This is a genomic window from Flavobacterium limnophilum, from assembly GCF_027111315.2.
Taxonomy (GTDB): Bacteria; Bacteroidota; Bacteroidia; order Flavobacteriales; family Flavobacteriaceae; genus Flavobacterium; species Flavobacterium limnophilum.
Genome location: NZ_CP114289.2, coordinates 862,131 through 883,748, shown reverse-complemented (window position 1 = coordinate 883,748; position 21,618 = coordinate 862,131). Strand labels below are relative to the sequence as shown.

The window sequence follows — 21,618 nt, the reverse complement described above, 5'->3', positions numbered from 1 at the left end:
CTTATGGAAGAATGCATCTCTGTTTTTGACATGTTAAAAATTGGCGTCGGCCCTTCAAGCTCGCACACACTGGGTCCTTGGCGCGCTGCCGAACGTTTTCTGGGTGAATTGAGAAACCAAAATCTATTGCATTCCATCAACCGAGTAAAAGTGGATTTATACGGTTCACTTTCCTTGACCGGAAAAGGACACGCCACTGATTTTGCCATAATGCTGGGATTATCAGGACAAGACCCGGAGTACATCCCCATTGAAAACATCAATACAATCATAAAGGAAATAAAAGAGAAAAAACAGCTTCTTTTGGGGAATGAAAAAACAATTCCTTTCGCTCCTGAAGATGACATTATTTTCAATAAAAACTTTCTTCCTTTTCACGCCAATGGGCTGTCCTTTACAGCCTATACTGCCGATAACAACGAATATGCGTCGACCTATTATTCCATCGGTGGCGGATTTGTGGTCGTGGAAGAACGTGTCAATGCCAAAAAGAAAATCGAAATAAAATGCGCTTTTCCGTTTCCCATCAACAAAGCGGACGAACTCTTGAATTATACCCTCAAAGAAAACAAGAAGATTTCGGAAATTGTGTATGAAAACGAAAAATCAATGCGTCCCGAAGCCGAAATTCACCATGAACTAATGCGCATTTGGAACACGATGCTCGAATGCATGTACATCGGTTGCCATTCCGAAGGGATTCTTCCCGGTGGTTTGCACGTTCGCCGCAGGGCATTCGACATGCACCAACACCTCATCGGTTTGTCTAATTATGATTCACCACAAACTTGGCTGGAACAAATTCGCTTGACGGAAGTGAAGTTTCGCCAAATCCTGAAATGGGTCAGTTGTTTTGCCTTGGCCGTCAACGAAGTAAATGCAGCTTTGGGCCGTGTGGTTACAGCTCCCACCAACGGAAGTGCGGGTGTAATTCCGGCCGTTTTGATGTATTATTTGGTCATCGAAAATCACGAAGCCGGCGAAAAAGAAATCAAGCAATTCTTGATGGTTGCCGGAGAAATTGGGAGTATTTTCAAAAAAGGTTCCACCATCTCGGCTGCAATGGGCGGATGTCAGGCAGAAATCGGAGTCTCTTCATCAATGGCCGCTGCTGCTTTATGCGAATTAATGGGCGGAACACCTGCCCAGGTTTTAATGGCTGCCGAAATCGCCATGGAACACCATCTGGGTTTAACTTGTGACCCTATTGGCGGTTTGGTTCAAATACCTTGTATCGAAAGAAACACCATGGGAGCGTTAAAAGCCATCAACGCCGCCGAATTGGCCTTGGAAACCGACCCAAAAAACGCCAAAGTACCCTTGGATAAAGTCATTGACACGATGTGGCAAACCGCCAAAGACATGAACAACAAATACAAGGAAACTTCCGAAGGAGGTTTGGCCGTGGCCGTAAATATGGCGGATTGCTAATTTATTATGCAAAAAAACAGTCGCTTTTTCTATTTTATTCTGATAACCACCACAATTATAGTCGGTATTTTATCCCGAAAGATTGAGGGTGTTCCAACGTTTTTTGGAGACAGTTTATATGCCGTTATGGTTTATTTTGTTCTGCGAATGTTCTTCCTCAATTTAAACTTAAAAAAGACAGCAATTCTTGCTTTAAGTTTTTGCTTTTGCATCGAATTCCTTCAACTGTATCGAGCTGATTGGATGTTGGAAATTCGAAGAACTGCATTAGGACATTGTGTCTTGGGACAAGGCTTTCTTTGGAGTGATTTAGGGTTTTATACAATTGGAGTTCTAATTGCTTTTGGGATAGATCCGACTTGGGGTAAGAGAAATTAATTTTGCCTACAACTATTTAAATGTTTTGAAAATTTAAAATCTTTCATTGAATATTGCTTCATCAATTCGCTTTCGCTTTAGTCAACATTTAAAAACAAGAATACCCCTAATTTTAGATTAATTGATTAATTTTACAGCCTTAAATCTGAATTATAAAATCACAAATCAGAATGTCTACAGCAAAAAAAGATTACAAAAGAATTACCACCAAATCATTGATTGACATGAAAGCCAATGGAGAAAAAATTTCCATGCTTACGGCTTACGATTATTCGATGGCAAAAATTGTTGATGTCGCCGGTGTTGACGCCATATTGGTGGGCGATTCGGCTTCGAACGTGATGGCGGGTCACGAAACTACCTTGCCCATTACTTTAGACCAAATGATTTATCACGCATCGAGTGTGGTTCGTGCCGTTGCAAGAGCTTTGGTCGTGGTTGATTTGCCTTTTGGAAGCTACCAATCCGATCCCAGAGAAGCCTTGCGTTCTGCCATCAGAATCATGAAAGAAAGTGGTGGACATGCCGTGAAACTGGAAGGCGGGAGCGAAATAAAAGATTCCATCAAAAAAATATTGAATGCCGGAATTCCCGTTATGGGACATTTGGGCTTGACCCCACAATCTATTTATAAATTTGGAACCTACACCGTTCGTGCCAAAGAAGAAGAAGAGGCCGAAAAATTGATGAAAGATGCCAAACTATTGGAAAAACTGGGTTGTTTCGCCATAGTTATCGAAAAAGTTCCCGCACATTTAGCCGAAAAAGTAGCCAAAAGTGTTTCCATTCCCATCATCGGAATTGGTGCCGGTGGCGGCGTTGACGGACAGGTTTTGGTTATCCACGACATGCTGGGAATGAACAACGAATTCAGTCCCCGATTTTTGCGTCGCTACCTGAATTTATACGAGGAAATGACTTCGGCCATTGGTCAATATGTTACCGACGTGAAGTCCAGCGATTTTCCAAACGAGAAAGAGCAGTATTAACTTTTTATCAAAGTTAAAATTTATTCCAAATTGTCTTTTTAATAAACCATTTCTATGCCAACAGTCTTCAATACCAGCATTGTAATTCCCTGTTACAACGAAGAGAAAGGGATTTCCAATAGTGAATATTCCAACTTTCTTGACAACAATCCTGAGGCATTCATTTGTTTTGTAAATGATGGTTCCAAAGACAATACCCTTGCCGTTTTAAATGGGTTGAAAGAAAAACACCCTACCCAAATCGACGTGCTGTCCCTGGAAAAAAACTCGGGAAAAGCCGAAGCGGTTAGAGCGGGAATCAACTATTGCAATCAAAAATTCCAGCATCAATACATTGGGTATCTCGATGCAGATTTAGCGACGACTCTTGAGGAATTTATTGATCTCCGCAATTATTTGCAAGACGAAATTGTTTTTAGTTTTGGCTCCCGAATCCGAAAAATTGGTTCCACCATCGAACGTGAAAACAGCCGATTCCTTATTGGAAGAGTTGTCGCGACCTTCATTTCCAATATTCTGGACATCAAGGTTTATGACACCCAATGCGGCAGTAAACTTTTTACCAAAGAAATTTCGGAGGAGCTGTTCGAAAAGGAATTCATCTCTCGATGGTTGTTTGACGTGGAAATATTTTATCGAATGATTCATCGCTTTGGAAAAGAAAAAGCCATCAAAAAAATGCTGGAAGTTCCTTTGAAATTATGGGTTGAAAAAGGCGATTCAAAAGTAAAACTTACTTACGGTTTCAAACTTTGGTTCGACTTGTTTGAAATTCAAAGAAAATATAAAAAAATAGCCAAGAATTTACCCAATCCAAACTTACAATAAATGATTTCAGAAAAGTTAAAAAACAATGCTTACGTGCTATATATTGCCGTAATTGTTCTCGTAATTTTTAGATTGTTGTTGACCATCACCATTCCATTGTTGGATAAAACCGAAGCAAGATATGCCGAAATCGCCCGAATTATGTGGGAAACCAACCAATGGATTGTTCCCGAAATCGATTATGGCGTGCCATTTTGGGCCAAACCACCATTGTCCACTTGGGGATCGGCGGTGAGTTACCTCATTTTTGGAGTAAATGAATTTGCAGCCAGATTTCCGTCTTTTTTACTCAGCATTATCTTGATTATTATTACCGGAAAAATGGTTAAAAAAGAGGGCGGTTCTTTTTATTTGCCGGGTTTTATCTTGTTGACAATGCCTGAATTCTTGATTCATACCGGCGTAGTTTCGACCGACACGACTTTGGAATTTTGCATCGTGATGATGATGATTTCCTTTTGGAAAACCATGAAAAGTGACACCAAAACCTATTGGAATTACATCTTCTTTGTCGCTTTAGGATTTGGATTATTGGCCAAAGGGCCACTGATAATGGTCTTGACCTTTCCTCCTCTTTTCTTGTGGTGTTGCCTGGACTTCAACAGATTTAAACAACTATTCGCGAAATTTTCGATTGTAATTGGATTACTGATTACCGCCATTATTGCCCTTCCTTGGTATTATTTTGCAGAGCAGGAAACGCCAGGATTTCTGGATTATTTCATTGTTGGCGAACACTACAAACGCTTTTTGAAACCGGGTTGGAAAGGCGATTTATATGGTAGTGGCCACTCACAACCCAAAGGAATGATTTGGGTTTTGTTGATTGCTTTTGCTTTTCCTTGGATCCAAATCGTGTTGTATAAATTATGGAAAAACAGGACAACCATTTTCAAAAACGAATGGGCTTCTTTCTTGATTTTATGGGCTTTTTGGACGCCTATCTTTTTCACGATTTCCAGCAATATTTTACATACTTACCTGCTTCCAACAGCTATTCCAATCATGTTTTTAATTGTGTATTGGTGGGAAGATTTAACTAAAAAGAAGATAATCATCCGCACGGCATTGATTTTTCCAACGGCTGTATTTATCGCTTATTTTGGGTTTGTTGCCACCGGACAATTGGATTCTAAAATGAATTCCGACAAATATCTTTTGGCCAATTTGAAAGCGAAAAACGGAAACAAGGAAATCCCATTGTATTATTGGAAAAGTAAAAATTATTCGGGTCAATTTTATTCGAATGGCAAAGCCCAAGTGGTGAAAAATGAAGCCGAATTGGATTCGGTTTTAAGATTGAACAAGCAACTTTATTTTGCCTTTCCGAATAAGAGAAAAGAAGAAATTCCACAAAAATACTTGGACAAAATGACTTTGGCAGAAGGCAATTCTAAAACGTCCATTTTTGTAACCAAATAACAGAAGTCTTTCATTGATGAAAATACTATCCGACAAAAACAATCTCCAAATCCTGCACGAAGACAACCATCTTATCGTGGTGAACAAGCGTGTGGGCGATATTGTGCAAGGCGACAAAACGGGCGACAAACCATTGTCTGAAGTGGTAAAAGAATACATCAAGGACAAATACAACAAACCCGGCGAAGTCTTCCTTGGAGTGGTTCATCGATTGGACAGACCCACAACAGGAATCGTTGTTTTTGCCAGAACCAGCAAGGCTTTGACTCGAATGAATGAATTGTTCAGCAATCGCGAAACCCAGAAAACCTATTGGGCCATCGTGAAAAAAATGCCTGAAAAGGCCGAAGACAAACTCGTTCATTTTATAAAAAGAAACGAAAAAAACAATACTTCAAAAGCGCATCTAAAGGAAGTACCCGAGAGTAAACTGGCAAGTTTAGACTATAAAATCATCAAGGAACTGAACAATTATTTTGCCTTGGAAATCAATCTCCACACGGGAAGACACCACCAAATTCGGGCACAACTTTCGGCGATTGGTTCTCCCATAAAAGGCGATTTGAAATATGGTTTTGACCGCAGCAATCCTGACGGCGGCATTCATTTGCACGCGCGAAAATTGGTCTTCATTCATCCCGTTTCTAAAGAAAATGTTACCATTGTTGCCCCAGTGCCAAATGACGTCATTTGGAATGCCATATAATTCGAAAAAAACGTATCTTTAGAACTTAATTCAAGTTTTAAATTTATGGACTATAAAACCAACATCAACTTTAGGAAAGAAACCCTGATCAAGTTGCTGAATGCCGTTATTATTCATGAAAACGAAATTATCCAGGCTTTACACGACGATTTTAAAAAACCTGCTTTTGAAGCTGTACTCACCGAAACCAGTTACGTCATTGTCGAGTTAAAGGACACCATAAAAAACTTGAAAAATTGGGCAAAACCAAAAAAGGTCTTTCCATCATTGCTCAACTTTCCATCCAAAGATTATATTTACAAGGAACCTTACGGCAAAGTCTTGATACTTGCGCCTTGGAATTATCCTTTTCAATTGGCACTTTGCCCATTAATTTCGGCAGTTGCGGCAGGAAATCAGGTGGTGTTGAAACCATCGGAGCTTACGCCAAAAACCTCCGAAATCATTGTTAAAATCATCACTAAAGTTTTCGATAAAAACCATGTCGAAGTCATTGAAGGCGGAGTTGAAGTTTCGCAAAAATTACTTTCCGAACGTTGGGATTACATCTTTTTTACGGGAAGTGTTGCCGTGGGCAAAATCGTGGCAAAAGCCGCAGCCGAAAACCTGACGCCCATAACGCTTGAACTTGGCGGAAAAAATCCTTGCATTATTGACGAAACGGCCAATTTGAAACTGGCAGCTAAAAGAATCGCTTGGGGAAAATTCGTCAATGCGGGGCAAACCTGCATTGCGCCCGATTACATCTTGATCCAAAAGAACATGAAACCCCATTTCGTGAATTTTTTGAAAGAAGAAATCACGAAAGCCTATGGCGAAAATCCTGCCGAATCTCCCGATTTTGCAAGGATTATCAATGCCAAAAACTGGCAACGATTGGTCAATATGATTGAACCGAACAAAGTAATTTTTGGAGGACAAAGCCATGCAAAAGATTGCTATATCGCTCCCACTCTTGTCGAAGAAACTTCCGCTGATAGTCCAATTATGCAGGAGGAAATATTTGGCCCAATTTTGCCTATTCTTGTTTACGAAAAGGAAACCGAAATTGATGTGCTAATTGCCAAACATGAAAAACCATTGGCTTTGTATATTTTTACCGAAAACCCAAGCTTTTATAGGCGAATCATCGAAAGTCATTCCTTTGGCGGTGGTTGCGTCAACGATACGATGATTCATTTTGCCAATAAACGGCTGCCTTTTGGCGGTGTTGGCCACAGCGGAATGGGTGCCTACCACGGAAAAATGAGTTTCGACACTTTTTCGCACCAAAAAAGCATTGTCAAAAAAGCAAATTGGCTGGATTTACCAATGCGCTATGCTCCTTACAAAGACAAATTGCCAACAATTAAAAAAATACTAAAATGGTTGTAACCAACGAAAAAACGGTAAGCGAAGCCATAAATTATCGACGTTCGGTTCGGGTTTTCAGGAAGGAACCCATAGACGAAAATAAAGTGCGGGAATGCATCCATTTGGCCACATTGGCAGCGACAAGCAGCAACATGCAACTCTGGGAGTTTTATCATGTTGTTTCGCCAGAAATCCTGCAAGAACTCACCGTTGCCAGCTTTAATCAAGGTGCCGCAAGAACTGCCCAACAAATGGTGGTGGTCGTGGCCAGAAAAGATTTGTGGAAGAAAAGAGCCCAATCGAATATTGCTTTTTTAAAAGTGCAGTATGGCGACAAACCCGTTTCGGAATATTCCAAAAGAGAAAAATTTGCCTTGAATTATTATCAAAAAATCGTTCCCGGGATTTATTCTGATTTATTGGGAATCTTGGGAATGGCAAAATTTCTGGCTTTCAAAATCATTGGATTGTTCCGCCCCATTTATCGGGAAGCGAGACAAAGCGACATGCGGATTGTGGCGCATAAAAGTGCTGCACTCGCCGCACAAAACTTTATGATCAGCATGGCTGCCATAAGCCATGACACTTGTCCGATGGAAGGTTTTGATTCGTCAATGGTAAAAAAAGTATTAGATTTGCCGGCATCCTCCGAAATAAACATGATTATTGCTTGCGGCCTTCGAGAGCAAAACGGTGTTTATGGTGAACGTTTCAGGGTGCCATTTGAAGAAGTGTATTTCAAAAAATAATATTTTAACCAATTAACTAAAACAATAAACAACAAAAACATGAATACTGTAAAAGACAAAATAGAAAAATTGACAATCAATGGATATCAACTGGATTTTGGCACTGTTTTCGAACAAGCCTTTGAAAATTATAAAAAAATAGCGTTGTATGCCGGTTCGATGCTCTTGATTTTTACCTTTCTATTTATATTTCTGCTTTTTGGAATTGCTGTTGCTGTCTTTGGAATTGGAGTAATAACCGAATATTTAAAACCCGAAAACTTAAAACCAGAGACCTTTACGGGCAATTTTTTATTAATTTACACTGGATTCATTATACTGATTACCTGCATATTGAGTCCTTTTCAAGCAGGATTTCTTAAAATGGCCGATTGTGGCGAAAAGGGTGAAGAATTTCATGTTGCAACAATGTTTGGTTATTATAAAGCACCTTATTTTGCAAACATAGTTGTCTCAACATTCCTGATTACATTAATAAGTTCGGGTTTGTCGACGCTTGTCGATCTTGCCGGAGTACAATCCATCGGGATATTGACTTCTTTGTCAATAACCTTGTTGACCTTTTTGACCATTCCTTTGATTGTTTTTGGAAATCTAAACGCCATTGACGCCATAAAATCAAGCGTCCAGCTTGTCTTGAAACAACCCTTGCTGATTTTGGCATTAATAATAGTGGCCTTTCTTGCCTCGCTTGTGGGTTTAATGGGTTTTTGTATCGGGATCTTTTTTACAATGCCATTCATGTATTCGATGGAATACTCCATATACAAATCTATCATTGGAATTGATTATGCTAGCGAAATAGATGAATTAGGCTCAAATGTGTAATTATTTCGCACCATTAACTCTATTTTTTTTAATGCTTTGACAAAAAGGCTTATTTTTATGCCCAATAGTAAGATCCCAAATCTACTTCTTAAACTTAACCAATAATACTTAGGCATAATGTTATCCAGTCTGCCATTAGCGATTACTTCGGCCTTGAACAATTATTTTATTGTTGACGAGAGTTTGCCTATAAATCAAGTTTTCCACATACATAAATTTATTACTAGAAATAATTTGTTCGAAATTGTGTCCCCGTTTTTAATCATTCTGTCATTTATGTTGATTTATAAATTTTTAAAAATCAAATTGACATTAAACAATAAATATATAGAAAACCACTCCAAAGAAAATTCCAGGAACAAAGAAACCCAATACTATTTGTTATTTTTGGGAATCCTTGTACCTTTTCTCGAAATTATTTTCGCCTTTTTTGATGTAAGGTCAAAAAGTCTATTGGTTCAAAACTGTAGCGTGGGCGCTATTTTATTGGCAGTTTATTTTACAAGCAAAAAATCGGCCTTGGTATTCCAAAGGATACAACAAATTTTCAAGGTTTTATTTTTACTCACTATTGTCATTATATCCCGAAATTTAATTTATACCTCTCCCGACATAATACCTCTTATTGCTTTCGTAATATGGTTTTTCTTTTCCTATGATATTCTCAAGCCCCTAAAACTGTATTGGTTTTCAGTTGCATTCGTTTTTATTTTCATTTTCATTCTTTTTGTTTTTGAAATAATCCCAACGAATTCCATTTCCCTTTTGTTTAATTACTGTTTAATAATTCAAATCGTAAACTATGTACGACACGAGTCTTTAATCAATTTTAAAGATAAATTCAGGTTTAACAACGAAATAGTAAATAAAGGTAATACGCTGATAATTGCCACAAATAATATAGGCGAAATTTCTTTTTGCAGCGAAACAATTACCTCCATCTTGGGATATACTCCAGAGGAAGTTATGGGATTAGAATTTTGGAGACTTACCGAAGATCCCGAATTTATTGGAGAAAAATACCATGACAACTATGTTGACGAGCGATTGTATGTCAGAAAATTAAAATGTAAAAACGGCACTTACAAATACATTCAATGGAGAGACAAAAAACACGACAACAACCTAACCATCGGAATTGGAAATGACATTACCAATGAAATAAACCTTCAAAACCAGTATCGTGATTTGATCCAGAACGCTACCGATCTTATTTTTGAAGTTGACGCTTTCGGTAATTTTACCTTCATAAACGATTTTACGATCAAGACTCTTGGCTATAGTTCTGATGAAGCGCTGACCAGAAATTTTGCCGAATTTATTCGGGAAGATTATGCCGAAACCATGAAGGATTTCTATCAGGAATTGCCCGAGAAGAACAATGATTTTACAACAGTTGAAATTCCACTAATCAAAAAGAACGGAGCAGAAATGTGGATTTCCCAAAAAGTTGTCGTTAGAAGGAATGATCATGATGAAATTATTGGGTATTCCGGTTTTGCCAGGGATATTACCACTTTAAAAAATATAGAAATTGAAAACCAAAAAAGACAGGAAAAAATTGACCAATACAATTTGGCAATCAAGACTTTGTCTACAAAAAATTTCAATCAATATGAAAATTTAGACAGCATCATCGGGACAATCATAAAAACCGCTGCGAAAGTCTCCAATGCAAACAGGTTAAGTTTTTGGAAATATTCCAATAATAAAATCGTCTGCAAAAAGCTGTATCTTTTGGATTTCGACACATTTGGAAAAAAAACAACTTTCAAAAGGGAAAATTATCCCCTCTATTTTGAATCTACCAAGAGTGAATCACAAATAGTCGCCAGTGATGTTCACGATAAATTGAAGACCTCGGAATTTTTTGAAGATTATCATTCAAAATATGACATCAAATCGTTACTGTCCATTCCCTTTTTCAACAATGGCCAGTTGACTGGCTACATTTCATTTGAAACGACAACAGATAAAAAGTATTGGGATAATGACGATATTAATTTTGCCCGAACAATATCTGATATCATATCATTGCAAATTGCTTCCAGAAAACGCTATATGGCAGAAATAAAATTGCAATACAAAAGCGATTTACTTTCTGCCATGGCGTTGTGTACCGAAAAATTTCTGTTGAGCAAGAGCATTGATGAAATGTTCATAGAAACCTATGAAATAATAGGAAAAGCCACTAATGCAGACCATCTTTCTTATTATGAAAAGGATTTCAACACTAATTTAATCAGCCAAAAATTCAAATGGACAAGAAAAGGGATACCTGCTCAAATAACAGAATTACAAACATATACCACTGAAAACCTGAAAGAAGTATTTACACAAATCAATAAAAAAAAATATTTCAAAACAATATCCCGCAAACTCGAAGATCCTATTTTAAAAAAATTATTGATCGCCAATGAAATCAAATCGATACTCGTTTTACCGATATATATTGAAAATGAGTTTACCGGTTTTATTGGTTTTGACGATTGTTCCCGTGAAAAAAAATGGACAGACGACGAGATTAATATTCTCCAAACTCTTGCCAACAATATTTCTTCGGCATTGGAAAGAAATAAAAAAGAAACGATCCTGCACGAAAGCCAAGAAAAGTTTCGCCTATTGGCCAATAATATTCCGGGTACCGTTTATTTATCTAACATTGACTACAAATGGAGCAAGATTTACATTAACGACGAAATTGAAAACCTGACAGGATACACTAAAACAGAATTTCTCGAAAACAAAATCTACTATGTGGATTTGGTTCATCCCGACGACAAAGAAAATGTGTTATTTGCAGCAAAAAAAATGGTTGAAGAACACGTTAAAATGCAAATTGTTTACAGAATTATCCATAAAAAAGGGCATATTGTTTGGGTAGAAGAATTTGGCGACAGCATAAAAAAAGACAACGTAATCAGTTATGTGGGAGGAATATTTTTTGACATCACGATGAAAAAAGAAGCCGAGGAAGCCCTGATAGCCAAAGAAATTGCCGAAGCGGCCAACAAGGCAAAATCAGAATTCATTGCCAACATGAGCCATGAAATCAGGACCCCGCTAAATGGAATAATCGGTTTCACGGACTTGCTGATGAAAACCAATCTTGAAAAAACACAGGAAAAACACATGATTACCGTCAATCAATCGGCACATTCCTTGTTGGACATCATCAACAATATTCTTGATTTTTCAAAAATCGAAGCGGGCAAACTGGAATTATTTATAGAAAAATGCGAAATCAAGGAAATATTGAATCAAATAATCGACTTGATATCTTATGAATCGAACCAGAAAAACCTAAAACTTGAACTGGTCATAACCTCCGATATTCCTAAATATTTTTGGGTAGACATCGTTCGATTAAAGCAAATCTTGATTAATCTTTTGGCAAATGCCGTAAAATTCACCGAAAAAGGCTCCATCCAATTGGTAGTTTCCGTTCTCGAAAAAACAGATGATTCCAACAGCAAAATTCGTTTTTCCGTAAAAGATTCCGGTATTGGAATACTCGAAGAAAACAAGAATAAAATTTTCGAGGCTTTTTCACAAGAAGACAATTCGACAACCCGAAAATTTGGTGGAACAGGATTGGGCTTGAGCATTTCGAATCAATTGTTGGCATTGATGAACAGCAACCTTCAATTGGAAAGCAAAATAGATATTGGAAGCACTTTTTATTTTGATCTGGATTTGAAAACCAGCAATTTAACCAATATCGACGAATTCAAAATAATTATTCCCGATGAAAACCGAATAGACCTGGTTATTAAAAGAAAAGACGATCTAAAAAAATTAAAAATAATGATTGCCGAGGACAACAAAATCAATATGTTGTTGCTAAAAACCATCATTAAAAACATATTCACCGAGGCAACTATTTTTGAGATTTTCAATGGTAAAGATGCTGTCGAACAATTTGAAATCATCAATCCAGACCTAATTTTTATGGACATCCAAATGCCGTTGATGAATGGTTATGAAGCAGCAAAAGCCATAAGAAACCTTGAATCAGGGAAAAACATTCCCATCATTGCCGTTACGGCAGGAGTCGAAAAAGAAGAAAAAATAAAATGCATCGAAGCCGGGATGAATGATCATATATCGAAACCCATCATGAAAGGCATTATTGAAGAAACCATCATCAAATGGATGGATGTGCCAAAATTGAACCCTAAAAAGAAATAGCCAAGAATAAAAAGCATTCAATAAAAGCATTATTTTTACCTTAAAACTCACAACATGAAATGGATCGGTAGAAGACAAAGCGACAATATGGAGGACCGCAGAGGACTTTCAGGCGGAAAAACAGTAGTTGGCGGTGGAATAATTGGAATCATTATTCTGCTCGTGACTATTTTTGGCGGCGAAAATGCCCAACAAATCACCCCAATTTTAGAACAATTCAACCAACAGCAATCTCCCCAAACCGAGTCGAGAGCCTTGACCCCGGAAGAAATCAAGGAAGGTGAATTCGTGAAAACGCTCTTGGCAGACAATGAAGACATTTGGACCAAAATATTCGAGGAAAATAACCTGACCTTCGAAGCGCCACGATTAGAATTATTCAGTGGACAAACACAAACCGCTTGCGGTGGTGCGAGTTCCGCTTCAGGTCCTTTTTATTGTCCCGGCGACAGGAAAATTTATATGGATATGGCTTTCTTCGAGGAATTAAGGACACGATTTGGTGCCGAAGGAGGCGATTTTGCCGTGGCTTATGTTTTGGCACACGAATACGGTCATCACATTCAAACCTTGTTGGGAACATCTGCCAAAGTGCGACAATTACAAGAAAGCAGAAACGAAACCGAAGGCAATAAATTGTCCGTTGCCCTAGAATTGCAAGCCGATTTCTATGCCGGACTTTGGACACATTACAACGAAAAACAAAACGCCATGCTGGAACCCGGCGATATAGAAGAAGCCCTGAGTGCCGCCAATGCCGTGGGAGACGATGCCATCCAGAAAAAAATGCAGGGACAAGTCGTTCCCGATTCTTTTACCCACGGAACTTCCGAGCAAAGAATGTATTGGTTCAATCGCGGTTTTAAATCGGGGGATTTTAATAAGGGAGATACTTTTGCGAAGGAGGAATAGGAAAAGTGTACAGTGAGCAGTATTTAGTATTCGGGTGAAATCTAGTAACAAAATGAATTAATTATGTTATGCTATATGATTCTTTACTACAAACTTAAAACTAGAAACATCTTTTTCTTTTACTAAGGAATTTGTAATCAATTAAAATAAATACTTATATTTGGCAAAAGAAAACCCACCAGAACCAGCAAATAATTCTAATGGGTTTTTAAATTTACTTTTTTATACTTAAAACTAAAAAAGCAATAGAATAAACAAATTTGGTTAAAAGGTGTACACCCAATAGAACCAGTAAATAATACAATATATTCATCTCGTTTATATTTTTAGATTAAACATTAATCTAACTTTAGAAAAACCAAAATTACCGTTTTGGTTTTTTTTATGGTTAAATCCCTTGGTACTTATAACAAATGTAAATACTTATTTTATAGTATAAAAGCTTTGTTAAAAAGAAAATGAAAACAAATAATAAATATGATATTTATCATCTTTTAAGGTTATTTCAATGGCTTTTACATCTAAAATCAATTATCCAAATCATAAGGTTATAAAAAATTGCTCTCGAAATGCTTGCTCAAAACCATTTCATTCAAACAAAACCAAGCAATCAAAGGTACATCCATAAAATTTGCTGTACCTTCGCGCCAAATTAAAGAAGTACTCCATATAAATAGTGTTTACTTCATAAACACCATTTATGTCATTCAACTCATTAGGTTTATCTGATGCTTTATTAAAAGCCATCAGCAAAAAAGGATACACAACCCCTTCTCCAATACAACAAAAAGCAATTCCACCCATCTTGGAAGGCAAAGACGTATTGGCATCCGCACAAACAGGAACAGGAAAAACAGCAGGTTTTACCTTACCCATATTGCAATTGTTATCGCAAGGAAAACACCTAAGTCACAGACCCATTCGTGCCTTGATATTGACTCCAACACGAGAATTGGCAGCCCAAATATTGGCCAATATAAAAGAATACAGTGAGTTTGTTGATTTGCGCTCTGCCGTAATTTTTGGAGGTGTAAACCAAAATCCACAAGCCGCCCAAATACGTCAAGGTCTTGATATTTTAGTCGCAACTCCCGGTCGATTGATCGATTTGCAAAATCAAGGCTTGGTATCGCTGTCCAAAGTAGAGATTTTGGTTTTGGATGAAGCCGATCGTATGCTCGATATGGGATTTTTGCGTGACATTGAACGCCTTATCAAACTATTGCCGTCAAAAAGGCAAAACTTGTTGTTTTCGGCAACCTTCTCCAAAGACATCAAGAAACTGGCAATGGGTATTTTGCACCATCCAGTCCAAGTGGAAGCCACGCCAGAAAACACGACTGTTGATGCCATTATCCAAAAAGTATATCCTTGTGCCAAAGAGAAAAAAACAGCATTGATAATCAAACTGATTACGGAAGGCAACTGGAAACAGATTTTAGTTTTTACCCGTACCAAACAAGGTGCCAACAAGCTAACCGAAAGCATGATTGGTGCCGGTATTAGAGCAGCTGCGATTCACGGGAACAAAGGGCAAGGCGCAAGAACCAAAGCCTTGGCGGGTTTCAAAGACGGAAGCCTAACCGCTTTGGTCGCCACGGATATTGCCGCTCGTGGTTTGGATATTCCATTGTTACCGCACGTTATTAACTTTGAATTGCCCAATATTCCCGAAGATTACGTGCACCGAATTGGTAGAACCGGAAGAGCCGGTGCCAGTGGAGAAGCCATTTCGTTGTTTAGTCCAGACGAAACCGTTTTTTTACGCGATATCGAAAAATTGGTCGGCTTGAAATTGCCCAAAGAAAACATCAAAGGTTTTGAGCCAGATCCCAACGCTTCAACCGAACCAATAAAACAAGGACAAGGAAGACAACAACGCAACTCAACTCCAAGGAAACCCAATACAGACAATTCAAATAGAAGCGGGAATAACAGCTTTGGCCCAAGACGTCCGCAACAAAATAATGACAGACGCTCCAGATAGTCCTGTTTTGACATAATGGTAAAAATAATCCAAAATAGAATTGGTCAAAAATTACAAAATGTAGCTTGACTAATGTACCGTTTTTATTTGCATATCCACTATGGGAATTGTCCTTATTACTTTATTAATAAAAAAACACTTCTAAATCCACAAAAAAACCAAGCCCGTTTACTCTTTTTAAACAGGCTTGGTTTTTATAATAAAGTCAAACAATTACTTATTTATCCACACATTCCACAGCGGTAAATTTATATTTCACGTTGTCAAAATCTATGGGTTGGCCTTTGGCAAAATAAGAAGTCCCCAAATAGGTTTCAATTTTTCCGTTTCCCAAAATGAGTTCATTCCCTTTTTTTAGCAATGCCATTGGATTTTTGTAGGTAGCTTTATCCAAACCCGAAACAAACGAGTAGTCGACAAACAAGGTATCACCGCGGAATTCTCCGGCTATTTTCCCCACTTTTTTTGCTTTATTGAGCACTTTCATTACTAGTTCTCCAGTTACTTTTCCGTTTTTCAAAGTGTTGACTTTTAAATCAAGAGTGTCTGTTTCATACAAAGCTTTGTAGCATTGCACGCTTACCGGCTTTTCAGCCAAATTTTTTACTTCAACATCTTTTGGTTTTTTATTGCAGCTTCCGAGTACAATGCTGGCCAATAACAAACAAAATAGGCCTAAATTTTTCATAGTAGTATACATTAGTTAATAATAATTATTGCTAATTTACGCATAAAAAGCGAGTGGTGACGCAGATACATACCTTTTTATTATTAATTTACTGTAATAAAAATAATTTTTCTAATTACTCATTTTCAAGCCAACTTACTTCATTTAAATAATCGAAATTAAACCTAAAACCTTTGCATCCCCGTATTAAAAAATCATTAATAATAATTATTATTACTCTATTTTTTTTTAAATTTATACAGATTTTCAATATATTTGATTTAAGAAAAAGGGATTGAACGACAAATTATGCATACAAAATGTTTTATCAACTTAAAAAAAATGCTTATGATTTCACTCTTCAAAAAAACAAGATTAATGGCAACGGCATTACTAATATGCCTAATAGGAATTAGCGAAAACTTGGTTGCCCAAGTAGAGAGCGGGTACAAAAAAAATGACATCATACCAATCGATTCAACCTATTTTTCCAAAGATCGATTAAAAGGAAAAGTTATTGTAATAACAGGCGGTGCCAGAGGCATTGGACGCGCCACCGCGATTCGTGCAGCACGAGAAGGTGCTGCAGTAGTTATTGGTGATTGGTTGTCACTTCAGGGAGAATCTACCGCCAAATACATACGAAATGAGGGAGGAAAAGCTTTATTTGTTAAAACAGATATACGAAGTACAGCTGATTGTAATCAATTGATATCAGAAGCCGTAAGAGTCTTTGGAAAAGTGGACGGTGCTTTATTGAATGCTGGAGTTATGGACGGAACATTTTCTGGAGACCCTTTTGACTATGATAAACAAAAGGAATTATTGCCTTCCAAATTGGACGAAGCATCGGACAAATACTGGGATAATGTAATGGAAATAAACGCTACAGGAACATTCAAATCGATGCGCTCTACAATCAAACAACTACTCTTACAAGGCAAGGGAGGCTCAATTGTAACCGTTGGGTCAATTGCGGGTCTAACTGGATTAGCAGGAAATCCTGCTTATGTAGCAAGTAAACATGCTGTAAACGGATTAACTCGTAGTGCTGCCATAGATTATGCTCCTTATGGCATACGAGTAAACTCAGTCAATATGGCTGCTACCAAAACCCCAATGACAGACAAAGCTTTCACCTTTGTAAAAGAAGTAAAAAAACGAGGAATTCAAGGCATGGGAGGAGCTAAAACAGAGAGCTTATTAATGATGAATGACTCCAAGCACCGTATGGCTACAGTCTGGGAACAAGCATCGGTAATCTTGTTTCTGCTTTCAGACGAAGCATCAAATCTGACAGGAGCACTTTACCCTACCGATGGAGGATGGACAGCATTCTAAAATTATACCTATGAGAATATGTAAACCAATCATTTTCTTACTATGTTTAATAGCAAGCAAAAGTGCTATTGCCCAAGGGAGCGGTACTTTTTACGAAGGAGAAAGAATTACTGCCGTAAATTATATTTTTGAAAATCAACTAACCGATTCCTTGGCAGAAAAAAATTTAGAGCTAACCGTAAAACGAGCTTTCCCGGTTTTCCCACAATCTACCATTCAAATCCTATTACTCGATGCTTATACAAGTAAAGTAAAGAGACTAACACAAATAGCTGATGCCCAATATGAAGTAAGACCTTCTCAATTGGGAGGCATCAATATCACATTAACTGTAGTCATAAGTGATAAAGCCAAAGAACAAAAAGATAGAAGTGGAGTTTTGGCAGGTGAAAAGGATTTTCCAATACTCTATTTGGACAATAAATCATTACTTACAACCAAGTTTGCGTTATCGCAAATGATTTATACTAATAACAATGCTTGGTATGCCAGAGAGGATGCCATGCTTAATGGAAACCCTTTGGCTAACAATCCAGCGGGAAGCGGATACACGGGTTGGATGGAAGGCTGGTTTTCAGGAGGTCTTTACGGAATTACCACCCTTTCGGCTAAAAAGAATATGTACCTTTATGGCGGAGCCAGCTACCTTGTAAGCGGTTCAGCAGGAAGAGAACTTTTTACAGACCAATCAAGGGTGTTTGGAGCCTTTGATGACGCATATATTGGTTTTTTAGGAACAAAAAACTATCCTACTGGTAATAGATTGACTTACAATCTCTCAATTGGGAGGAAACAATTCTCTGTAGGACAAGGCTATATTATTAGAAATACTGCGTCAAATGGAGATAACCGCGGTGCATTGCAACTCAATCCACGATGGGCATCCGATTACCTCGGATTAGCATCGTTACGCTATAACAACGTTCTAGTACAAATTTTTCAACTTGATCCTGACGAACTGTCGCTAGTTGACTCTCAAACAAAGATTCAAGGATTCAATGCTGAATGGGGAGATGGTTATTCTAATCAAATTGGGATTATGTTATTAAACATTCCTAAATCTAATTTTAACTATTATTCCCCATCAGGCAATGTACTTGGGCGAGAAGGACTTTCTCTTTATAATATTCGCTATTATGGTAATAAACCCGCTGGAGTAGCTGGTCTATTCTACAAAGGAGAGTTTGCATACGAACGAAACTCTAATTACAATATGGCTGCATTTACAGGATATGTCGATTTAGGCTGGAGTTTTGCCAAAAGCCCAAGTGCTAGTGTCTTACGTTATCGTTATGCCTATTTTTCAGGTGACAATCCCAATACAGAAAAACATGAACGATGGGATCCGCTCCTCACTGGTGGTAATGGCGAGGAATGGGTTATTGGAGCCAATCATTTCAAAGTTGTTCAAAACAGCAATATGATTGTTAACCAACTACAAGCCAACATACGTCCTTGGAGCAAAATTGAACTCGTTCCTCAGGCTATTTACATGTATGCCGCACAAAACAATAACATTGGAGGAAATCCAGCATTAAGCTATATGCCTAAAAAGGAATACGGATATGAATTCAACATTAGTGTTAAATATTTTCAGTCCAAAAGTTGGTACTGGCACGGACATTTAGCATATACAATACCTGGAACGGGAGTTAGAGAAGCACTGAACAACAAAACTAAACCATGGCTCAGTGCCATGTTATTTTTCAGGTATGCACTGTAATTTATCTAATATATCAGGAATAGATTTCTAATTTTTAAAATTACACTCGTCTAAAACTAGAGTTGTCTTCTGAAAAAAACTACTCCAATTCCACCTTCACATTGTACTCGTTGGAACTCAAAATGGATTCAATGGAACCAAAAGTGGCAATTCCTTTTTGATATTCTCTTTCTTTTTTTAGGGCAAGCTGTTTTACGCTGTGTTCATAGCGGCTTACTTCTTTCAGGGTCGTCAAAATCAAGCCCGGAACCATGACGTTTTTCCCGTCATTGTCTTTGGCAACCATCGTAAAATAAGAGGAATTGCAATGCTTGATTACTCCGGTTCGAATGTTTTCGGCTTCCACGCGAATCCCGACAATCATCGAACTGTGTCCCACATAATTGACGCTGGCCTTCATCGTGACCAATTCCCCTACTTCAATGGGTTTCAGGAAATTTACCGTATCGACGGAGGCCGTGACGCAATAATTCTCTGAAAACTTCGAAGCACAAGCAAAAGCAATTTGATCCAGTAACGACAAGATGTACCCTCCGTGTATTTTACCGCTAAAATTGGTATGCGAAGGAAGCATTAATTCCGAAATACTGATATGGGAGGAGCTTACTTTTTTGAATCGTGTCTTCATAATTGGTTTCTGTTATTCTGTATTCTTAAAATGGGAATTTGTAAAATTATACTTTTTCAAGATAACTTATAAAATTACTTTTGGGAGATTCACACAACGAACAATGGTAGTCTTCCGGCAAATCGGCAAACAAAACCCCTTTTTCAATGCCTTGGGTTTGGTCGCCAAATTCGGCATTATAAATCGTCAAACATTCTTGACACTGGTGTATGTCTTGTTCTTTTTGTTCTTTTTTGGCCGAGGTAGCACTTACCTCAAAAGTTGAATTTCCAAGTTCATCAAAATATTTTCGGCTCAATTCTATCAAGATGGTGGGCAGTTCCAATTTGTCTACATCTTGTGCATGAACGATGTATTCTTTGGTATTGGGGTCAAAATTTTTGGCATACAAAACATTGTAGGTAGCCCTGATTTTTATGGATTCCAAATCTTTGGGAACATCATTTTTTTCGACAACAATCGAAGTAAAATAATGCCCGTCTCTATTATATTCGGACAATCCAAAGGTTAGTCCGTAAGTGCTGATGTCAAACTGGTCCAGCGTTCGCACCAAAAAGGTTTTCAAATTCAAGGCCCATTCTTCGGCCACAGGCAAATGCCAATTCAATTCCAACAACGAATGGCGCACGTTGATTCCTTTTTTGCCAAGGAACTTTTCCCAATCCAATTTTCGGTCTTTTGGAATTCCTTTTACAATGAACGATTTCCAAGGCGTGATACAAATCTTGCCTATTTTGCAATCAAAACACAAATCGCACATTTCCTTCAAAAAATCTAAATCATAGAGGTTATTTCTCCAATACAATCCCAACCAGTATTGGTCGATTCCCAATCTATTCATCCCTTCATAATACGGAAATGGATAAAAAGGAATGTTTAACGGTTTGTCGATAGTCCTGTTATTGGTGTCCAAAGCATCGTTTACCAATTGAAAAATCATGTCGGCAGAATCAGGTTCTTCTTGCAATATTTTTTCAATGGCATAATACACTTCGGCAATATTCCAACTGTAAATCAGTACGGGATACATTTCCATTTTGTCCCATTTGGGCAAACGGATGTATAAAAACCAATAATCTTCGTGGTGCGATGCAATAAAGTTGATATGCCCAGTAAACAAAGGAACTAATTGTTGATTTGGGTCGGTGATATTGACTTTCAATTCTGGATTTTGCTTGAATTGTTCCAAGATATACAGGAATTTATTTCCCGTAAGCCAAGGCGTATTTCTAAAAATATCAGTCGAAACATAAGAAGTCACGATATTGTTGCCGCTTTTTTCATTTGGATAAACAAAATGATATTTTCCTGCTTTTTCTTTCCCGATGGCCGTAAATCCTTTTGGAAAAATAATGTCTTGACGAGAACCAAAAGAAATATCCTTCAAGCCTTGATCCAAAGCCATATTCACAATTTCTCGCAATTCACCTGGCGAAATCACGCCTCCTTTTACTATTAATCTTGTCAATTCCATAATCGTTAGTT

General features: G+C 37.7%; 17 protein-coding genes. 14 read left to right on the top strand and 3 right to left on the bottom strand.

Annotated elements, in window-relative coordinates; all coding sequences use genetic code 11:
* Positions 1-3: 3 nt before the first annotated feature.
* The 12 genes from OZP13_RS03520 (at position 4) to OZP13_RS03465 (ending at position 15,774) form a co-directional block, all read left to right on the top strand.
* Positions 4-1,431, top strand: a complete 1,428-nt coding sequence (locus OZP13_RS03520; RefSeq protein WP_281298691.1) for an L-serine ammonia-lyase — start codon at positions 4-6, stop codon at positions 1,429-1,431.
* Between the two features lie 6 nt (positions 1,432-1,437).
* On the top strand, positions 1,438-1,809 hold the full coding sequence (locus OZP13_RS18695) for a ribosomal maturation YjgA family protein (protein WP_269242399.1): 372 nt from the start codon (positions 1,438-1,440) through the stop codon (positions 1,807-1,809).
* A 170-nt stretch (positions 1,810-1,979) separates the two neighbouring features.
* Positions 1,980-2,798 (top strand): 3-methyl-2-oxobutanoate hydroxymethyltransferase, encoded by an 819-nt coding sequence (panB, locus tag OZP13_RS03510; protein WP_281298690.1) that lies wholly within the window; start codon positions 1,980-1,982, stop codon positions 2,796-2,798.
* 54 nt (positions 2,799-2,852) lie between these two features.
* Complete coding sequence (locus OZP13_RS03505; protein ID WP_269242397.1) at positions 2,853-3,626, top strand: glycosyltransferase; 774 nt, start codon at positions 2,853-2,855, stop codon at positions 3,624-3,626.
* Entirely contained in the window at positions 3,627-5,048 is a 1,422-nt protein-coding gene (locus tag OZP13_RS03500) for an ArnT family glycosyltransferase (protein WP_281298689.1), read from the top strand.
* Between the two features lie 16 nt (positions 5,049-5,064).
* A complete protein-coding gene (locus tag OZP13_RS03495) occupies positions 5,065-5,754 on the top strand; it encodes an RluA family pseudouridine synthase (RefSeq protein WP_281298688.1) in 690 nt (229 codons plus the stop codon).
* A 45-nt stretch (positions 5,755-5,799) separates the two neighbouring features.
* Positions 5,800-7,128, top strand: a complete 1,329-nt coding sequence (locus OZP13_RS03490; protein WP_281298687.1) for an aldehyde dehydrogenase — start codon at positions 5,800-5,802, stop codon at positions 7,126-7,128.
* Positions 7,119-7,856: a nitroreductase family protein gene (locus OZP13_RS03485; RefSeq protein WP_281298686.1), complete on the top strand. Its 738-nt coding sequence runs from the start codon at positions 7,119-7,121 to the stop codon at positions 7,854-7,856. The genes OZP13_RS03490 and OZP13_RS03485 overlap by 10 nt, the downstream gene beginning before the upstream one ends.
* A gap of 39 nt (positions 7,857-7,895) precedes the next feature.
* Entirely contained in the window at positions 7,896-8,684 is a 789-nt protein-coding gene (locus OZP13_RS03480) for a DUF2189 domain-containing protein (protein WP_281298685.1), read from the top strand.
* Between the two features lie 117 nt (positions 8,685-8,801).
* Positions 8,802-12,875 (top strand): PAS domain S-box protein, encoded by a 4,074-nt coding sequence (locus OZP13_RS03475; protein WP_349293497.1) that lies wholly within the window; start codon positions 8,802-8,804, stop codon positions 12,873-12,875.
* 54 nt (positions 12,876-12,929) lie between these two features.
* Positions 12,930-13,787 carry a KPN_02809 family neutral zinc metallopeptidase gene (ypfJ, locus tag OZP13_RS03470; protein WP_281298684.1) on the top strand — a complete coding sequence of 286 codons (858 nt, stop codon included), beginning with the start codon at positions 12,930-12,932 and terminating at the stop codon, positions 13,785-13,787.
* Between the two features lie 700 nt (positions 13,788-14,487).
* Positions 14,488-15,774 (top strand): DEAD/DEAH box helicase, encoded by a 1,287-nt coding sequence (locus tag OZP13_RS03465; RefSeq protein ID WP_281298683.1) that lies wholly within the window; start codon positions 14,488-14,490, stop codon positions 15,772-15,774.
* A gap of 217 nt (positions 15,775-15,991) precedes the next feature.
* Here the strand turns inward: OZP13_RS03465 and OZP13_RS03460 are convergent, their stop codons facing one another.
* Positions 15,992-16,462: a hypothetical protein gene (locus tag OZP13_RS03460; protein WP_269242389.1), complete on the bottom strand. Its 471-nt coding sequence runs from the start codon at positions 16,460-16,462 to the stop codon at positions 15,992-15,994.
* A 327-nt stretch (positions 16,463-16,789) separates the two neighbouring features.
* On the opposite strand from OZP13_RS03460, the gene OZP13_RS03455 reads away from it, so the two are divergent.
* Both OZP13_RS03455 and OZP13_RS03450 read left to right on the top strand, forming a co-directional pair.
* A complete protein-coding gene (locus OZP13_RS03455; RefSeq protein WP_281298682.1) occupies positions 16,790-17,782 on the top strand; it encodes an SDR family NAD(P)-dependent oxidoreductase in 993 nt (330 codons plus the stop codon).
* A 10-nt stretch (positions 17,783-17,792) separates the two neighbouring features.
* A complete protein-coding gene (locus OZP13_RS03450; RefSeq protein ID WP_281298681.1) occupies positions 17,793-19,505 on the top strand; it encodes an alginate export family protein in 1,713 nt (570 codons plus the stop codon).
* A gap of 79 nt (positions 19,506-19,584) precedes the next feature.
* Here OZP13_RS03450 and OZP13_RS03445 read toward each other — a convergent pair whose 3' ends face one another.
* On the bottom strand, positions 19,585-20,133 hold the full coding sequence (locus tag OZP13_RS03445; RefSeq protein WP_281298680.1) for an acyl-CoA thioesterase: 549 nt from the start codon (positions 20,131-20,133) through the stop codon (positions 19,585-19,587).
* A 46-nt stretch (positions 20,134-20,179) separates the two neighbouring features.
* Entirely contained in the window at positions 20,180-21,607 is a 1,428-nt protein-coding gene (locus OZP13_RS03440) for a rubredoxin (protein ID WP_281298679.1), read from the bottom strand.
* Positions 21,608-21,618: the final 11 nt, after the last annotated feature.

Bases quoted from the DNA above. Each gene is read 5' to 3' on its own strand.
- OZP13_RS03520 (WP_281298691.1), top strand. From the start codon at position 4: ATGGAAGAATGCATCTCTGTTTTTGACATGTTAAAAATTGGCGTCGGC.
- OZP13_RS18695 (WP_269242399.1), top strand. From the start codon at position 1,438: ATGCAAAAAAACAGTCGCTTTTTCTATTTTATTCTGATAACCACCACA.
- panB (WP_281298690.1), top strand. From the start codon at position 1,980: ATGTCTACAGCAAAAAAAGATTACAAAAGAATTACCACCAAATCATTG.
- OZP13_RS03505 (WP_269242397.1), top strand. From the start codon at position 2,853: ATGCCAACAGTCTTCAATACCAGCATTGTAATTCCCTGTTACAACGAA.
- OZP13_RS03500 (WP_281298689.1), top strand. From the start codon at position 3,627: ATGATTTCAGAAAAGTTAAAAAACAATGCTTACGTGCTATATATTGCC.
- OZP13_RS03495 (WP_281298688.1), top strand. From the start codon at position 5,065: ATGAAAATACTATCCGACAAAAACAATCTCCAAATCCTGCACGAAGAC.
- OZP13_RS03490 (WP_281298687.1), top strand. From the start codon at position 5,800: ATGGACTATAAAACCAACATCAACTTTAGGAAAGAAACCCTGATCAAG.
- OZP13_RS03485 (WP_281298686.1), top strand. From the start codon at position 7,119: ATGGTTGTAACCAACGAAAAAACGGTAAGCGAAGCCATAAATTATCGA.
- OZP13_RS03480 (WP_281298685.1), top strand. From the start codon at position 7,896: ATGAATACTGTAAAAGACAAAATAGAAAAATTGACAATCAATGGATAT.
- OZP13_RS03475 (WP_349293497.1), top strand. From the start codon at position 8,802: ATGTTATCCAGTCTGCCATTAGCGATTACTTCGGCCTTGAACAATTAT.
- ypfJ (WP_281298684.1), top strand. From the start codon at position 12,930: ATGAAATGGATCGGTAGAAGACAAAGCGACAATATGGAGGACCGCAGA.
- OZP13_RS03465 (WP_281298683.1), top strand. From the start codon at position 14,488: ATGTCATTCAACTCATTAGGTTTATCTGATGCTTTATTAAAAGCCATC.
- OZP13_RS03460 (WP_269242389.1), bottom strand. From the start codon at position 16,462: ATGAAAAATTTAGGCCTATTTTGTTTGTTATTGGCCAGCATTGTACTC.
- OZP13_RS03455 (WP_281298682.1), top strand. From the start codon at position 16,790: ATGATTTCACTCTTCAAAAAAACAAGATTAATGGCAACGGCATTACTA.
- OZP13_RS03450 (WP_281298681.1), top strand. From the start codon at position 17,793: ATGAGAATATGTAAACCAATCATTTTCTTACTATGTTTAATAGCAAGC.
- OZP13_RS03445 (WP_281298680.1), bottom strand. From the start codon at position 20,133: ATGAAGACACGATTCAAAAAAGTAAGCTCCTCCCATATCAGTATTTCG.
- OZP13_RS03440 (WP_281298679.1), bottom strand. From the start codon at position 21,607: ATGGAATTGACAAGATTAATAGTAAAAGGAGGCGTGATTTCGCCAGGT.